This is a genomic window from Catenibacterium sp. RTP21428st1_D7_RTP21428_210409 (assembly GCF_040227455.1).
GTDB lineage: Bacteria > Bacillota_I > Bacilli_A > Erysipelotrichales > Coprobacillaceae > Catenibacterium > Catenibacterium mitsuoka_A.
The window spans coordinates 1-14,434 of sequence record NZ_JBEHVX010000006.1; the positions used below are offsets into that span (position 1 = coordinate 1).

General features: G+C 35.4%; 19 protein-coding genes and 1 other annotated feature. Of the genes, 18 read left to right on the forward strand and 1 reads right to left on the reverse strand.

All coding sequences use genetic code 11. The features are described 5' to 3' along the window. A partial coding sequence (locus ABUA27_RS01705) for a transposase family protein (RefSeq protein ID WP_502879940.1) occupies nt 1-632 on the reverse strand: 632 nt, incomplete at its 3' end. Between the two features lie 256 nt (nt 633-888). On the opposite strand from ABUA27_RS01705, the gene rpsP reads away from it, so the two are divergent. From rpsP to ruvB, 18 genes are all read left to right on the forward strand, one after another. Beyond that, a complete protein-coding gene (gene rpsP, locus ABUA27_RS01710; protein ID WP_006504720.1) occupies nt 889-1,161 on the forward strand; it encodes a 30S ribosomal protein S16 in 273 nt (90 codons plus the stop codon). A 2-nt stretch (nt 1,162-1,163) separates the two neighbouring features. Further along, nucleotides 1,164-1,418: a KH domain-containing protein gene (locus tag ABUA27_RS01715; RefSeq protein WP_006504719.1), complete on the forward strand. Its 255-nt coding sequence runs from the start codon at nt 1,164-1,166 to the stop codon at nt 1,416-1,418. A 35-nt stretch (nt 1,419-1,453) separates the two neighbouring features. Beyond that, nucleotides 1,454-1,957 carry a ribosome maturation factor RimM gene (gene rimM, locus ABUA27_RS01720; protein WP_217747816.1) on the forward strand — a complete coding sequence of 168 codons (504 nt, stop codon included), beginning with the start codon at nt 1,454-1,456 and terminating at the stop codon, nt 1,955-1,957. After that, on the forward strand, nt 1,947-2,663 hold the full coding sequence (gene trmD, locus ABUA27_RS01725) for a tRNA (guanosine(37)-N1)-methyltransferase TrmD (RefSeq protein WP_287844919.1): 717 nt from the start codon (nt 1,947-1,949) through the stop codon (nt 2,661-2,663). The genes rimM and trmD overlap by 11 nt, the downstream gene beginning before the upstream one ends. A 115-nt stretch (nt 2,664-2,778) precedes the next feature. Further along, entirely contained in the window at nt 2,779-3,126 is a 348-nt protein-coding gene (gene rplS / locus ABUA27_RS01730; protein ID WP_022425811.1) for a 50S ribosomal protein L19, read from the forward strand. Nucleotides 3,127-3,162: 36 nt separating this feature from the next. Further along, nucleotides 3,163-3,690, forward strand: coding sequence for a signal peptidase I (lepB, locus tag ABUA27_RS01735; RefSeq protein WP_129981010.1), 528 nt, complete (start codon nt 3,163-3,165; stop codon nt 3,688-3,690). A 10-nt stretch (nt 3,691-3,700) separates the two neighbouring features. Further along, nucleotides 3,701-4,561 (forward strand): ribosome biogenesis GTPase YlqF, encoded by an 861-nt coding sequence (gene ylqF, locus ABUA27_RS01740; RefSeq protein ID WP_129981011.1) that lies wholly within the window; start codon nt 3,701-3,703, stop codon nt 4,559-4,561. Continuing rightward, the gene (gene rnhB / locus ABUA27_RS01745; RefSeq protein ID WP_129981012.1) at nt 4,554-5,189 is read left to right on the forward strand and encodes a ribonuclease HII; all 636 of its coding nucleotides are present in this window, start codon (nt 4,554-4,556) and stop codon (nt 5,187-5,189) included. Before ylqF ends, rnhB begins: the two co-directional genes overlap by 8 nt. 65 nt (nt 5,190-5,254) lie before the next feature. Continuing rightward, nucleotides 5,255-6,004 (forward strand): DNA-processing protein DprA, encoded by a 750-nt coding sequence (gene dprA, locus ABUA27_RS01750; RefSeq protein WP_129981013.1) that lies wholly within the window; start codon nt 5,255-5,257, stop codon nt 6,002-6,004. 85 nt (nt 6,005-6,089) lie between these two features. Continuing rightward, nucleotides 6,090-8,174 carry a type I DNA topoisomerase gene (gene topA, locus ABUA27_RS01755; RefSeq protein WP_287844927.1) on the forward strand — a complete coding sequence of 695 codons (2,085 nt, stop codon included), beginning with the start codon at nt 6,090-6,092 and terminating at the stop codon, nt 8,172-8,174. 41 nt (nt 8,175-8,215) lie between these two features. Further along, nucleotides 8,216-9,508 (forward strand): methylenetetrahydrofolate--tRNA-(uracil(54)-C(5))-methyltransferase (FADH(2)-oxidizing) TrmFO, encoded by a 1,293-nt coding sequence (trmFO, locus tag ABUA27_RS01760; protein WP_349820090.1) that lies wholly within the window; start codon nt 8,216-8,218, stop codon nt 9,506-9,508. Further along, nucleotides 9,501-10,433, forward strand: coding sequence for a site-specific tyrosine recombinase/integron integrase (gene xerA / locus ABUA27_RS01765; protein ID WP_129981015.1), 933 nt, complete (start codon nt 9,501-9,503; stop codon nt 10,431-10,433). The genes trmFO and xerA overlap by 8 nt, the downstream gene beginning before the upstream one ends. 22 nt (nt 10,434-10,455) lie before the next feature. Continuing rightward, nucleotides 10,456-10,526: a sequence feature (ribosomal protein L21 leader region), on the forward strand. A 20-nt stretch (nt 10,527-10,546) separates the two neighbouring features. Then, nucleotides 10,547-10,855: a 50S ribosomal protein L21 gene (rplU, locus tag ABUA27_RS01770; protein WP_022425803.1), complete on the forward strand. Its 309-nt coding sequence runs from the start codon at nt 10,547-10,549 to the stop codon at nt 10,853-10,855. Then, nucleotides 10,855-11,175: a ribosomal-processing cysteine protease Prp gene (locus tag ABUA27_RS01775; RefSeq protein ID WP_129981016.1), complete on the forward strand. Its 321-nt coding sequence runs from the start codon at nt 10,855-10,857 to the stop codon at nt 11,173-11,175. The genes rplU and ABUA27_RS01775 overlap by 1 nt, the downstream gene beginning before the upstream one ends. Nucleotides 11,176-11,179: 4 nt before the next feature. Further along, entirely contained in the window at nt 11,180-11,461 is a 282-nt protein-coding gene (gene rpmA, locus ABUA27_RS01780; protein WP_022425801.1) for a 50S ribosomal protein L27, read from the forward strand. Between the two features lie 51 nt (nt 11,462-11,512). Continuing rightward, entirely contained in the window at nt 11,513-12,790 is a 1,278-nt protein-coding gene (gene obgE / locus ABUA27_RS01785; protein ID WP_129981017.1) for a GTPase ObgE, read from the forward strand. A 69-nt stretch (nt 12,791-12,859) separates the two neighbouring features. Continuing rightward, nucleotides 12,860-13,420 carry a Holliday junction branch migration protein RuvA gene (gene ruvA / locus ABUA27_RS01790; protein WP_129981018.1) on the forward strand — a complete coding sequence of 187 codons (561 nt, stop codon included), beginning with the start codon at nt 12,860-12,862 and terminating at the stop codon, nt 13,418-13,420. Nucleotides 13,421-13,435: 15 nt separating this feature from the next. Beyond that, entirely contained in the window at nt 13,436-14,428 is a 993-nt protein-coding gene (ruvB, locus tag ABUA27_RS01795; protein WP_129981019.1) for a Holliday junction branch migration DNA helicase RuvB, read from the forward strand. Nucleotides 14,429-14,434: the final 6 nt, after the last annotated feature.

A 14,434-nucleotide genomic window follows, 5' to 3' on the forward strand; every position in this document is an offset into this window, starting at 1 on the left:
TCACCTTCCCAGTGTCCGAATTCTTCTCTATCCTTGATATATTCGGGTCTTTCTGTAATGGAAGTGCCTTTCTGTCTTTTTGGAATGTATGACTTCCAGTTCTTTTTTGTCTTTCTTCTGACCATGCGAGGAAGATCAATAGGTTTGATGGATGTTCTTCCCTGGTGGACATAGCTGTAAAATGTTTTAGTAGACACAATCACCATATTCTTTATAATATCTGGCTGATGAAGCTTTAAATAGTTTATGGTCTCATCAATAGAGGATAATCTATTTGATTTTACTTCCTGTTCGACAAGAGAGATGAACTCTTTTGATTTTTCAAATTTAGAGTTATTTGGAATCTTATGATTCTTGGATCTCTTTTCAAATGCAGCCATGGCAGAAAGTTCATAATGAACCTTGAGATTGTAATCTCTAACAGAGATAGTGGCATCCTTGATGATAGAATATATATTAGAGACAGTAGTACCTACAGTAGAAGCTAACTCTTTAATGAATTGAGTCTTACCAATGTTACGCTTACCAGGATGGGAAGCATTGAACTGTATCAAAGAATTGATGATGAATTCATAATGAGAAAAATTAAGGTGTTTATTTTTTGCTTTTTGTGATATATTAACAGTGTTCATAGAAATCTCCTTATAAAGTGTGGTAACTATATAATACGATTTCTATGGACTTTTTTTACAAAAATTGAGAATAGGGGCCTGCAGCCACGCGAATTGGGATAAAGGGGCATGCCCCTTTATCCCAATTCCTTAATTCCAGTTTCATTTTACAATTGAGGCATTTAAAAAAAGTTAAAGTGTCAAGTAAAAATACTTGACACCTAATTTGAATATGGTATTATAAGTAAGCAAATTAAATTAATCGGAGGAAAATACAATGGCAGTTAAATTAAGATTAAAGAGAATGGGTGCTAAGAAGTCACCATTTTATAGAATTGTTGCAGCTGATTCAAGAATGCCAAGAGATGGTCGTTTCATTGAACAGTTAGGAACTTATGATCCAAGACAGAACCCAGCTAAGGTTTCTTTAAAGAAAGAAGAAATCTTAAAGTGGTTAGGTAACGGTGCTCAGCCTTCTGACACAGTTAAGAACATCCTTTCTAAAGAAGGCGTAATCAAAGAATTTGCTGAATCTAAGAAGGCTAAATAATTATGGATTACGTTAAGGCATTACAGGACATCTGTCTTGAACTTGTCAATGATCGTGATAAGTTAGAGGTTAGAGAAATGCCTTCATTAGATGATAACGCGATTGTTCTATATGTTTATGCATCACATGATGATATTTCTAAGTTAATTGGTAGAAAAGGCGTTATGGCTAATTCTATTAGACAGCTTATGTCTGTAAGTACACGTGGTATGCATAAGAGATTAGATATCAAATTTGAATCATATGGTGAGGAATAAAGGAAGTGTACACTTCCTTTTTTTTGGAGGTACAAATGGAACTTGTAGAAATTGGTAAAATCATTAATACATTTGGAATCAAGGGTGATTTAAAGATTGCTTCTTCAACTGATTTTGGAGAACAGCGCTTTGCCCCTGGCAGCCATATTCTTGTCAAAACACCAAGAGAATATCTTGATTTTGAAATCAGTAAGCATTATATCCATAAAGGATTTGATATGATTGCCTTTAAAGGTTATACAGATATTAATGAAGTAGAAAAGTATAAGGGATGTATTTGTTATGCACCTAAGGATACTTCTTTATTACCTGAAGGCATGCATTATATTTCTGATATTGTGGATTGTGAAGTCTATAATAATGGCACTTATATTGGTAAGGTCACTGATGTATATCAGGGGGCACAGGCTATTATTGGTGTTGATGTGAATGGTAAGAAGGTTATGATCCCTTATATTGATGCTTTTGTAAAAAATAAGGATATTGAACATAAGCGTATTGATGTCTCATTGATTGGAGGCTTCTTAGATGAAAATTGATGTTCTTTCATTATTTCCAGAGATGTTTGAAGGATTCTTGACAACATCTATTATTAAAAGAGCTATTGATAGTGGTCATGTAGAAGTGAATATTCATGATTTTAGAGAATTTGCGACAGATCGTCATAAGAGTGTAGATGATACACCTTATGGTGGTGGACAGGGCATGGTGCTTATGTGTAAGCCTTTATTAGATTGTTTAAAGACAGTAGTCACAAAGGATTCACTTGTTATTTTAATGAGCCCTCAGGGTATGACACATCATCAGGCTTATGCTGAAGAATTAGCCCTCAATCAGAAACATCTCGTTATCATCTGTGGTCATTATGAAGGCTTTGATGAACGTATTCGTGATTATGTAGATGTAGAACTTTCTATTGGTGATTATGTACTCACTGGAGGAGAACTTGGTGCGATGGTAGTGATGGATAGTGTCATCCGTTTACTTCATGGAGTGATCACTCAGGCAAGTCATGAAGATGATTCATTCTCTAATGGATTATTAGAATATCCACAATATACAAGACCTTATGAATATGAAGGCAGCAAGGTTCCTGATGTCCTCATAAGTGGTCATCATGAAAATATCCGTAAATGGCGTTTAAAGGAATCATTACGTAAAACAATAATCAAACGTCCTGATTTATTAGAAAAACGTTCATTTACAGAAGAAGAGTTAGAAATTCTAAAAGAATTAAAAAAGTAATTGATTTATAAAAAAGACGGTGCTATAATAGGCGAGTCGTAAGACACAGAAGTTCCGCTGGTTATATATACGAATGAGCTTCCAAGACTAAATTTGTGTAGGAGGAAATGTTATAATGAACATGCAGTTAGTAAATGAAATTACTAAGAGCCAGATCAAGACTGATGTACCTCAGTTCAAAGCTGGTGACACTTTAAAAGTATTTGTAAAGATCCAGGAAGGTAATAAGACTCGTCTTCAGATGTTCGAAGGTGTTTGTATTGCTAAAAAGGGTAGTGGTATTGGTGAAACTTTCACTGTTAGAAAGATTTCTTACGGTGTAGGTGTTGAAAGAGTATTCCCGGTAAACTCTCCAATCATCGATCATATCGAAGTAGCTAAGGTTGGTAAAGTACGTAGAGCTAAATTACATTACTTACGTGGATTATCTGGTAAAGCTGCTAGAATTAAAGAAATTCGATAAGAGAATGGGGGCTTACCCCATTCTTTTTTCTATATTATGAATAAATTAAAGAAGCTGTGTTTACCTGGTCTAGTGACTCTTATATTATGCTTATTTACTTTTATTGTTCTTCCTGTAAAGGTAAAAGGAACATCAATGATGCCTACTATTCATGATGGAGATTTTATCTTAATGACTGGAATTACATCACATAAGCAGATACACCGTTTTGATATCGTTGAAGTACGCAGCGCAGCATTAAAAGAAGATATCATTAAACGAGTGATAGGACTGCCAGGAGAAGAAATCAGCTATAAGAATGATCATTTATATATTGATGGTAAACTTGTAGAAGAATCATTCTTCAAACTTTCTTTTATACAGAAAGAAAAAAGAGAATTAGGTCTCACGCAATATACAAGAGATTTTAAAATCAAGTTAAAGCATAATGAATATTTTGTTTTAGGGGATAACCGTCCATTATCCTATGATTCAAGATATTTTGGACCTATCTACAAAGAAGATATACGTGCTAAAAATGGATATATCATTTATCCTATAAAACATATTAAGAGTAATGATTGAGGAGGAAATTATGGCAAAACAGATTCAGTGGTATCCAGGGCACATGGCTAAAGCCCAAAGAGAAATCGAAAGTAAAGTTAAGTTAGTAGATATTGTGATTGAACTTGTAGATGCACGAGCTCCTTTTTCAACACATAATCCAGAGCTTGATTATATGATTAAGAATAAGCCACGCCTCTATATTCTTACAAAGAAAGATTTAGCTGATCCTAAGGCTACAGATGCATTAATTGCAGAATTTAAAAGACAGGGACATAGTGCTATTGCGGTTGACTTAAAGAACTTCAAGGAAGAAAAGAAAATCGTTAATATGTGCCGCTATCAGTTAAAAGAAAAGCGTGAAAAAGAAGCGGCTAGAGGATTAAAACCCAAACCAATTCGTGCTCTTGTTGCAGGTATTCCAAATGTAGGTAAGTCTACTTTTATTAATAAGATTGCGAAAAGAAAAGCTGCTGCAGTAGGAAATAAACCAGGTGTAACTAAGGCTCAGCAGATTATTCGTGTTGATAAGGACTTTGAACTTTTTGATACACCAGGTGTTCTAGAACCTAAGTTTACAGATATCAATAAAGCGATGAATGTTGCACTATGTGGCTCTATTAAGATGGAAATTCTTCCTCTTGATGATCTCTTTATTCATGCAATTGGTTATCTTGCAAAACATTATCCAGAAAAGTTGAAGGAACGTTATAATTTGACTATTAATTTAGATTCTGATTGGGTACTACCAGTCTATGATCATATTTCAGATTATCGTCATATTAAGAAATTAAGAGGCGAAACAGATTATGACCGTGTTCAGGAAACGTTCTTTAATGACTTAAAGAATGCCTCTCTGGGAAGAATTACTTGGGAGTTAATCGATGAATAATCAGGAACGTTTAAAATATGAAAATGAAGCCAGAGGTGCTGGTTATTCTAGAATATTAGGTGTCGATGAAGCAGGTAGAGGTCCTATGGCTGGACCTCTTGTTGTGGGGGGTGTCATCTTTCCTGAGGATTTCTATGATGAACGTATTAATGATTCAAAGAAGCTCACAGAAAAGAAAAGAGAAGCACTCTATGACCTCATTATAGAGAATGCGCTTGCTTATCAAATAGAGGTTTTATCAGTAGAAGAAGTAGATACACTGAATGTTTATGAAGCCTCTCGTACTGGTATGAAACGTATTGTAGAATCATTAGAACCTGATTTTACATTAAGTGATGCAATGCCTTTAGGAGATATTCCTCATCTTTCTATTATTAAAGGAGATGCAAAAAGTTTATCTATTGGAGCAGCAAGTATTCTTGCGAAAGTGACTCGAGACCGCATCATGAAGGAATATGGTAAACAATATCCAGAATATGGCTTTGAAAAACATAAGGGTTATGTCACTAAGGCACATAAGGAAGCATTAGAAAAATATGGTGTGACTCCAATACATCGTAAATCTTTTGCGCCAGTACAAAAAGTACTGAATGAACAATTATCATTTGATTTTGAAGAGAAAGATTAAATATCTTTCTCTTTTTTGAGAAAAGAAGCCTCTTACAGGGAATAGATATAGTAGGAGGTGATTGTGTGGAAGATATTCTACTTTATTTTTCGTTGAAGTATCATGGACAGTTTGATTTAATTTATAAGGCATTAGAACGTAAAGAACGCGTAGATGAATCATTAAAGAAAGAACTTTTTGCGACAATTAAGTGTTCTTATACGACTATTATTAGTGATGATTATCCACAGCATCTTAAGTTCATCAACTGTCCTCCATTTGTGCTCTATTATTATGGATCTTTATCTTTGTTAGATAATGAATGTATCGGTGTGATTGGTAAGAGAGACTGCAGTGAGTATGGTGTCAGGGCGACGCGTATTCTTGTAGAAGATCTTGTAAAACAAGGACTTGTGATTGTATCAGGCATGGCTAAAGGTATAGATGGTGTGGGCCATCGTACGGCTTTAAAATCTAATGGTCATACAGTGGCAGTACTTGGAAGTGGGATTGATTATCCCTATCCACCAATGAATAAGGAACTCTATGATCAATTAAAAAACGAACTTATTATCAGTGAATATCCAGGTCTTACCCCACCAAGAAAGGACTATTTCCCTAAACGAAATCGTATTATAGCCGGACTCTCACAGAAACTTCTTGTCACTGAAGCAGATATTAAAAGTGGCACAATGATTACAGTTGGTTTTGCCCTAGAACAAGGCAAGGATGTCTTTGCAGTTCCAGGGCGTATATATGACTGTAAAGGCTGTAATGCACTCATCCAGCAGGGCGCAAAGCTAGTTATGAGTGTAGAAGATATCTTAGAAGAATAGGAAGCGTTTTGCTTCTTATTCTCACTAAGATGTTGACAAAATAAAAAATTCCCATATTATAAGGTGATGAAGGAGGGTTAGATGTATGAGTCATTTAGTTATTGTCGAATCACCATCTAAATCTAAAACAATTAGTAAATACTTAAGCGATGATTTCGTAGTTAAATCATCAAAAGGACATATCAGAGACCTGGCTATTTCTGGTAAAGGCGGCTTAGGTGTAGATATAGAAAATGAGTTTGCCCCTCATTATGTTATTAGTAAAGATAAGAAAGATGTTGTAAAAGAACTAAAAGCATGTGCGAAAAAAGCAGATGATGTTTATCTCGCAACCGATCCGGACCGTGAAGGGGAAGCCATCTCATGGCATTTAGCAGAAGTATTAGGATTAGATCCTGAAACTACAAAGAGAGTAGAATTCCACGAAGTGACTAAGAATGCAGTCACAAATGCAATTGAAAATCCACGTAGGATAGATATGGATTTAGTTCATTCACAAGAAACAAGACGTGTTCTAGATAGAATTATTGGGTTTAAGCTTTCTAAACTACTACAGAAGAAGATTAAATCTAAGTCTGCAGGACGTGTACAGTCAGTTGCATTAAGATTGATCTGTGAAAGAGAAGCAGAAATTGATGCATTTGTACCAGAAGAATTCTGGAAAATCGATGCTGAATTTGAAAAGGATAATATTCCTTTCAAGGCAGAACTTACAAAACATAAGACTAAGAAGTTAGAAATCCATAATGGTGAAGAAGCACAGGTTATTTATGATGCACTAGGTTCAACTTTTACTGTTGAAAAGATTAAAAAGACAACAAAGAAAAGAAATTCTTATGCACCATTTATTACTTCGACACTTCAGCAGGAAGCATCCAGTAAATTAGGATTTAAGGCAAGACGTACTATGTCCATTGCTCAGAAATTATATGAAGGGATTGATATCGGTACTGAAACTGTCGGTCTAATTACCTATATGAGAACTGACTCTATCCGTTTATCACCAGAATTCACTTCTGCTGCTATGGATTATATTGAAAAGACATATGGTAAAGAATATGTAGGAAGCATTAAGGTGTCTAAAAAGACTGAAAATGTTCAGGATGCCCATGAAGCCATCCGTCCAACAAGTATTGAACGTACACCAGAAAGTATTAAACAATATCTTACACAGGAACAATATAAGCTTTATTCATTGATCTATGCCCGTGCACTTGCTTCACTCATGGCACCAAGCCAGTCTGCAAGTACATCTTTAGTATTAGACAACAATGATTATAAGTTTAATGCATCAGGCTCTATCTTAAAGTTTGATGGTTGGTTAAAGGTTTATGGTGAATATGATAAGAGTAAGAATGAATTACTCCCAGATATGAGTGAAAATGAAGAAATTGACGCTAAAAAGATCAACAAGGAACAACATTTCACTACACCACCAGCACGTTATACAGAAGCAAAACTTATTAAGGCAATGGAAGAATTAGGTATTGGTCGTCCTTCTACTTATGCCACTATTATTGATACAATTCAGACTAGAGAATATGTCATTTTAGAAAAGAAAACATTCAAGCCTACTGAATCAGGTCTTTTGACTAATAAGAAACTTCTTGAATATTTTGATTCAATTATCAATGTAGACTATACTGCAAAGATGGAAAATGAGCTTGATGAAATTGCGAAGGGTCAGGATACTTATGTTCATGCTTTAACTGAATTTGAACAAGTATTTGAACCACTATTAGAAAAAGCCTATGATGGTATGGAAAAGATTGAACCACAAAAAACAGGAGAAAAATGTCCTGAGTGTGGTGGAGATCTTGTTATTAGAAAAGGAAGATTTGGAGAATTTGTAGCCTGCTCCAATTATCCAGAATGTAAATATGTTAAGGCTGATGAAAATAAGATCAATGAAGAAACAGGTGAGACATGTCCTCAATGTGGCTCTCCTATGATCTATAAAATGGGTCGTTTTGGACGCTTTGAAGCATGTTCTAATTACCCTAAATGTAAATATATCAAGCCTCAGAAGCTTGAAGAGACAGGTGAAACATGTCCTAACTGTGGCAGTCCAGTTGTATGGAAAAAGGGTCGTTTTGGTCCATTTAAAGCCTGCTCTAATTATCCAAAGTGTAAAACAATTATTAAAGAAAAGAAAAAGAAAGAAGAATAATGAACTGCCCATGCAGTTCATTTTCTTTGTTGGAGGAAAATATGATTAAGGAAGTAAATGTCGTAGGTGGAGGTTTGGCTGGTGTCGAAGCGGCTTATCAGCTTATTAAAGAAGGTGTTCCTGTACATTTATATGAAATGAGACCAGTGAAAAAGACTGATGTTCATAAGACAAGTGATTTTGCAGAACTTGTATGTTCTAATTCATTACGTGCAGATGGTTTAAAGAATGCGGTTGGTGTATTAAAACAGGAAATGACAATGAATGATAGCTTGATTATCAAGATGGCAAGAGACCATGCAGTTCCTGCAGGAGGATCTTTGGCAGTCGATCGTGAAGGTTTTTCTCATGCAGTGACAGAATTTATTGAAAATCATCCTTTAGTCACTGTACACCGAGAAGAAGTGACCAAAATACCTGAAGGGCCTACTATTATTGCCTCAGGACCTTTGACAAGTGATGCACTCGCAAAAGAAATTATGAATTTAATGGGTAATCAGGATTATTTTTATTTCTATGATGCAGCAGCTCCTATTGTCACAAAAGAATCTATTGATTTTAATAAAGCTTTTTATAAATCACGTTATGATAAGGGCGATGGAGAATATATCAACTGTCCAATGACTAAAGAAGAATTTGATGCTTTCTATGATGCACTGATTACTGCGGAAGTTGTTAAGCCTCATGATTTTGAAGAAAAGTTCTTTGAAGGCTGTATGCCTTTTGAAGAAATTGCGAGAAGAGGTAAACAGACATTACTTTTTGGCCCAATGAAACCAGTAGGACTAGAAAAGGATGGTCAGCGTTTTGAAGCAGTTGTTCAGCTAAGACAGGATAATGCGGTTGGGTCTCTATATAATATTGTAGGATTCCAGACACATTTAAAATGGGGTGAACAGGACCGTATTATTCATATGATTCCAGGACTAGAAAATGCCTCTATTGTCCGTTATGGTATTATGCATCGTAACTGTTACTTTAATTCACCTACATATTTAAATCCTACATATCAGTTCAAGAATCGTGAAGATTTATTCTTTGCAGGTCAGATGACTGGTGTAGAAGGATATGTGGAATCTGCTCAGAGTGGTATTGTGGCTGGTAAAAATACGGTGAGATATTTAAAGGGAGAAGAATTACTAGTCTATCCTAGAGAAACAGTTATGGGATCTCTCGCTTATTATATTACTCATGCGTCTCCTAGTGATTTCCAACCAATGAAGGCTAACTTTGGAATTCTTCCTGATTTAGAAGGTAAAGTGAAGAAAAAAGAAAAGAAAGAAAAATATGCACAACGTGCATTAGAAAAGATGGAAGAATTTATCAATGGATGAGAAGAAAACTTTTCTTCACTATCTTAAATATCAAAAGAACTACTCTGTACTCACTTTAGAATCTTATGATAGAGAATTGACTGATTTTCTTTTATTTATAGGTAAAGAAAGTATTTCTTTACAGGAAGTAGATTATTATGTTATTCAGAATTATTTGATTCATTTAAATGAGAAGCACTTATCTCATACAACAATTAATCATTATTTGAGTTCTTTAAGATCGTTCTTTAAATATTTATGTAAACAGGAGATTGTTTCTTCTAATCCTTTCACACAGGTGCACTCATTAAAAACAGGTACTAGAAATCCTGATTTCCTCTATGTAGATGAAATGATGGGGTATCTAGACTCAATTGATACGCATACGTCTTTAGGCGTAAGAAATAAGGCTCTTTTAGAACTTATGTATGCATCAGGACTTCGTGTGAGTGAAGTTGTCTCATTACGTTTATCCCAGGTTGATTATAATAGACAGATGCTTAGAGTATTCGGTAAAGGAAGTAAAGAAAGAGAAGTGCCATTTCATGATTATGCAAAGAAATGGTTAATAGAATATATTGATAATGATCGAGTAAGCATTATGAATGAATATCATGAAACACATGATTATGTATTTGTGAACAGAAGAGGAAAAAAGCTAACAAATAGGGGAGTAGAAAATATTATCGATCGTACAATGTATCTCTATGATCCATTGCGTAAGATTCATCCTCATACGATACGTCATTCTTTTGCGACTCATTTACTTGATGCAGGAATGGATATCCGTGTTGTACAGGAATTATTGGGTCATTCCTCTTTATCAACAACTCAGATTTATACCCATGTATCCCAAGAACACTTAAGAGAAGTATATAATCGTACCTGCCCTCGACAAGAATTTAAGAAAATTGAAAAAAATATTGACGATAAGGGTAATAAATGATATTATAATCAGCGTTGTAGACCTCTGACTACAACCGCACATAAAAGGTATTAAATGCAAGTGCTGCCTTGGTTGGCGAGTCTAAGAGAAAAAAATATGAAGGAGGTACACTGATGTACGCAATTATTGAAACTGGTGGAAAACAGTTAAAGGTTGAAGCTGGAGATACTATTTTTGTAGAAAAGTTAGATGTTGAAGAAGGCACTGAATACACTTTCGAAAAGGTTCTTTTAGTTGGTGATAATGGTGTTAAAGTTGGTCATCCTTACGTAGAAGGTGCTAAGGTTACTGCAACTGTTGAAAAACAGGGTAAGGAAAAGAAGATCACTGTATTCAAGTATAAGCCAAAGAAGCATTATCATAAGAAACAGGGTCATAGACAGCCTTATACTAAGCTAACAATCAAAGAAATCAACGCTTAATGACTCACGTAGATGTCGTTTGCCATGCAGGTCAGATTCAATCAATTAAGGTTGAAGGACATGCTGGTCAAGATGAATATGGTAAAGATCTTGCATGTGCTGGTATCAGTACCGCAGTGGTAGGTATTTACAATATGCTTGAAGCTAAAGGCTTCATGAAAGATGGCAATCTTGCCAATGTTGAGAGTGGTTACTCTTATTTCGAGATATTCAATAATCGTGAAGATTATCAGATTATTCTAGAAACTTTATTAAAAATTCTAGAAACTGTTGAATACTCATATGAACAATATGTTAAAATTAACACTAGGGAGGTATAATACTATGTTAAAGTTAGATTTACAGTTATTCGCTTCTAAAAAGGGTGTAGGTTCTACTAAGAACGGTCGTGACTCTGAATCAAAGCGTCTAGGTGCTAAGCTTTCTGATGGACAGACTTGCACAGCTGGTTCAATTATTTATAGACAGAGAGGTACTAAGGTTCATCCTGGTACTAATGTTGGTAAAGGTGGAGACGATACTTTATTCGCTAAAGTTGATGGTGTCGTTAAATACGAAAGACTTGGTAAAAACAAGAAACAGGTATCTGTTTACCCTGTAGCTTAATCTCAAGAATCCCCCATGGGATTCTTTTTTTTAAAGAAAGAAGGTGGATACATGAAATTTATTGATCGCGTTAAGATTTATGTTCAAGCAGGTACTGGAGGTAATGGTACAGTTGCTTTCAGACGTGAAGCGCATGTTCCAAAGGGAGGACCATCTGGAGGAGATGGAGGTCGTGGCGGAAGTGTTATCTTCGTTGCAACAAACTCATTATCAACTTTGTTAGATTTAAGATATTATCGTGAATACAAGGCTCAAAATGGTGAAAAAGGTCATGCTAAAAAGATGCATGGTGCTGATGCTGATGATTTAGTTATCAGAGTACCAGTAGGAACTTGTGTTTATGATGACGAAACAGGCAATATTATTGCCGACCTTACAAAGGATGGTCAGCATGCTGTAATCGCAAAAGGTGGCCGTGGCGGTCGAGGGAATGCAAGATTTGCTTCATCACGTAACCCAGCACCTAAGATCTGTGAAAATGGCGAACCGGGTGAAAAATTCAATCTAAGAGTAGAATTAAAACTACTTGCAGATGTTGGATTAGTAGGATTCCCAAGTGTTGGTAAGTCTACTTTATTATCTGTTGTTTCAAAGGCAAGACCACAGATTGCTGATTATCACTTTACTACTATCGTACCTAATTTAGGTGTTGTACAGGTTAAGGATGGTCGTTCATTTGTTATGGCTGACTTACCTGGTCTTATTGAAGGCGCATCACAGGGTAAGGGTTTAGGTCATCAGTTCTTAAGACATATCGAAAGATGTCGTGTTATTGTTCATGTCATTGATATGAGCGGCAGCGAAGGCAGAGATCCTTATGAAGATTATGTCACTATTAATAAAGAATTAGGTGAATATGAATATCGCCTATTGGAAAGACCACAGATTATTGTGGCTAATAAGATGGATGGTGATGAAGCAGAAGAAAACTTAAAGAAATTCAAGGAAAAGCTTGGAGATCAGAAAGTATTCCCAATTATTGCACCAATTCATGAAGGTATCGACGCTGTTCTTTATGCAGTTGCTGATGCATTAGAAACTGCTCCAGACTTCTTTAATCAGGAAGAAGAACAGGAAAGTGTTCTTTATACTTATAAGGAAGAAGAAAAACCATTCACTATTCATAATAAAGGTAATGGTGTATGGGAAGTTACTGGTAAGAAGGTTGAAAGACTTGTACAGATGGCCTCATTTACTACAGATGATGGCTTCCAGAGATTCGCATTACAAATCCGTAATATGGGTATTGATGATGCATTAAGGGAAGCTGGCTGTGAAGATGGCGATACTGTACGCTTATATGACTTCGAATTTGAATTTTATAATTAATACCATTTCTAGAAATGGTATTTTTTTTTGACATATGATAGAATTAGGAAATGCGTAAAGGAGATTTTTATGTATAGTTATATCAAAGGAATCATTGCAGATTTATATTCAGATCATATTGTCATAGATAATCATGGAATAGGTTATGAGGTACATGTATCCAACCCCTATAATTTTAAAAAGGGTGATGATGCAACAGTCTATATCTATCAGCAGGTCAAAGAGGATGATATTACTTTATTTGGCTTTAAGAAAAAAGAAGAAAAAGAATTATTTCAGAAACTTATTCTTGTAAAAGGGATAGGCTGTAAGACAGCTATTGGTATTCTTGCGACAGGTGAGATTGATGCAATTATTGATGCGATAGAAGGTAAAAATACAGCATATCTTAAGAAGATACCTGGGATTGGTCCTAAAGCTGCACAGCAGATTATCCTTGATTTGCATGGAAAGTTTGATAAACGTGCAATGAAGCCTCTTGGTTCTCCAGATTATGAAGAAGCCACTGAAGTATTAATCGCATTAGGCTATAAACAAAATGATGTAGAAAAAGCAATGAAAGTATTATCTAGTGAAAATCTAGACACTAATGGTTATGTGAAACGTGCATTAGCTTTATTAACACAATAATGAAAGGAGAATCTTATGGATCGTGATATTTTAGATACAAATGAACATATCGAAGATGAAGAAAGTTCTTTAAGACCGGCTTCTTTTGATGAATATGTCGGTCAGCATGATTTAAAAGAAAACCTTCGTGTTTTTGTAGGCGCTGCAAAGATGCGTGATGAAACACTTGATCATGTTTTATTCTATGGCCCTCCAGGATTAGGTAAAACCACAATGTCAATGATTATTGCGAATGAAATGGGAACGCATATCAAGATTACAACAGGACCTTCTATTGAAAAAACAGGAGACCTTGTTGCATTACTTACATCTCTTGAACCAGGTGATGTACTCTTTATTGATGAAATTCATCGTTTAAATAAAGTTGTAGAAGAAATACTATATCCTGCAATGGAAGATTTCTGTGTAGACGTTATGATTGGTAAAGATGCGACAACACGTTCTGTACGTATTGATTTACCCCCTTTCACATTAGTAGGAGCGACTACACGTGCAGGAGATATTTCTGCCCCATTGCGTGATCGTTTTGGTATTGTAGCTAAACTTGATTATTATAAGGATGAAGAACTCCGAGATATTATTTCTCGTACAAGTAAAGTCTATGGTATGGTCATGGAAGAAGAAGCCAAGATGGAACTTGCCAGACGTTCAAGAGGAACGCCACGTATTGCGAATAGACTCTTTAGACGTGTCAGAGATTTTGCTCAGTTCTATGGTGATGAAATCATTACTAAAGACCGTACAATGCAGGCATTGGACCGTTTAAAAGTAGATAATCTAGGACTAGATGATGTTGATCATAAATATTTGCTTGGTATCATCAATCGTTTCCAAGGCGGCCCTGTAGGATTAGAAGCACTTGCTGCAAGCGTTGGTGAAGAAAGAATGACATTAGAAGATGTCTATGAACCTTACTTACTACAAAAAGGCTTGATCAAACGTACTTCAAGAGGCAGAATTGCGACAGATCTTGCTTATAGGCATTTTCATATTACAAGAGAGAATTAATTTAAT

Coding starts and splice junctions, on each gene's coding strand:
- rpsP (WP_006504720.1), top strand. CDS start 889: ATGGCAGTTAAATTAAGATTAAAGAGAATGGGTGCTAAGAAGTCACCA.
- ABUA27_RS01715 (WP_006504719.1), top strand. CDS start 1,164: ATGGATTACGTTAAGGCATTACAGGACATCTGTCTTGAACTTGTCAAT.
- rimM (WP_217747816.1), top strand. CDS start 1,454: ATGGAACTTGTAGAAATTGGTAAAATCATTAATACATTTGGAATCAAG.
- trmD (WP_287844919.1), top strand. CDS start 1,947: ATGAAAATTGATGTTCTTTCATTATTTCCAGAGATGTTTGAAGGATTC.
- rplS (WP_022425811.1), top strand. CDS start 2,779: ATGAACATGCAGTTAGTAAATGAAATTACTAAGAGCCAGATCAAGACT.
- lepB (WP_129981010.1), top strand. CDS start 3,163: ATGAATAAATTAAAGAAGCTGTGTTTACCTGGTCTAGTGACTCTTATA.
- ylqF (WP_129981011.1), top strand. CDS start 3,701: ATGGCAAAACAGATTCAGTGGTATCCAGGGCACATGGCTAAAGCCCAA.
- rnhB (WP_129981012.1), top strand. CDS start 4,554: ATGAATAATCAGGAACGTTTAAAATATGAAAATGAAGCCAGAGGTGCT.
- topA (WP_287844927.1), top strand. CDS start 6,090: ATGAGTCATTTAGTTATTGTCGAATCACCATCTAAATCTAAAACAATT.
- trmFO (WP_349820090.1), top strand. CDS start 8,216: ATGATTAAGGAAGTAAATGTCGTAGGTGGAGGTTTGGCTGGTGTCGAA.
- xerA (WP_129981015.1), top strand. CDS start 9,501: ATGGATGAGAAGAAAACTTTTCTTCACTATCTTAAATATCAAAAGAAC.
- rplU (WP_022425803.1), top strand. CDS start 10,547: ATGTACGCAATTATTGAAACTGGTGGAAAACAGTTAAAGGTTGAAGCT.
- ABUA27_RS01775 (WP_129981016.1), top strand. CDS start 10,855: ATGACTCACGTAGATGTCGTTTGCCATGCAGGTCAGATTCAATCAATT.
- rpmA (WP_022425801.1), top strand. CDS start 11,180: ATGTTAAAGTTAGATTTACAGTTATTCGCTTCTAAAAAGGGTGTAGGT.
- obgE (WP_129981017.1), top strand. CDS start 11,513: ATGAAATTTATTGATCGCGTTAAGATTTATGTTCAAGCAGGTACTGGA.
- ruvA (WP_129981018.1), top strand. CDS start 12,860: ATGTATAGTTATATCAAAGGAATCATTGCAGATTTATATTCAGATCAT.
- ruvB (WP_129981019.1), top strand. CDS start 13,436: ATGGATCGTGATATTTTAGATACAAATGAACATATCGAAGATGAAGAA.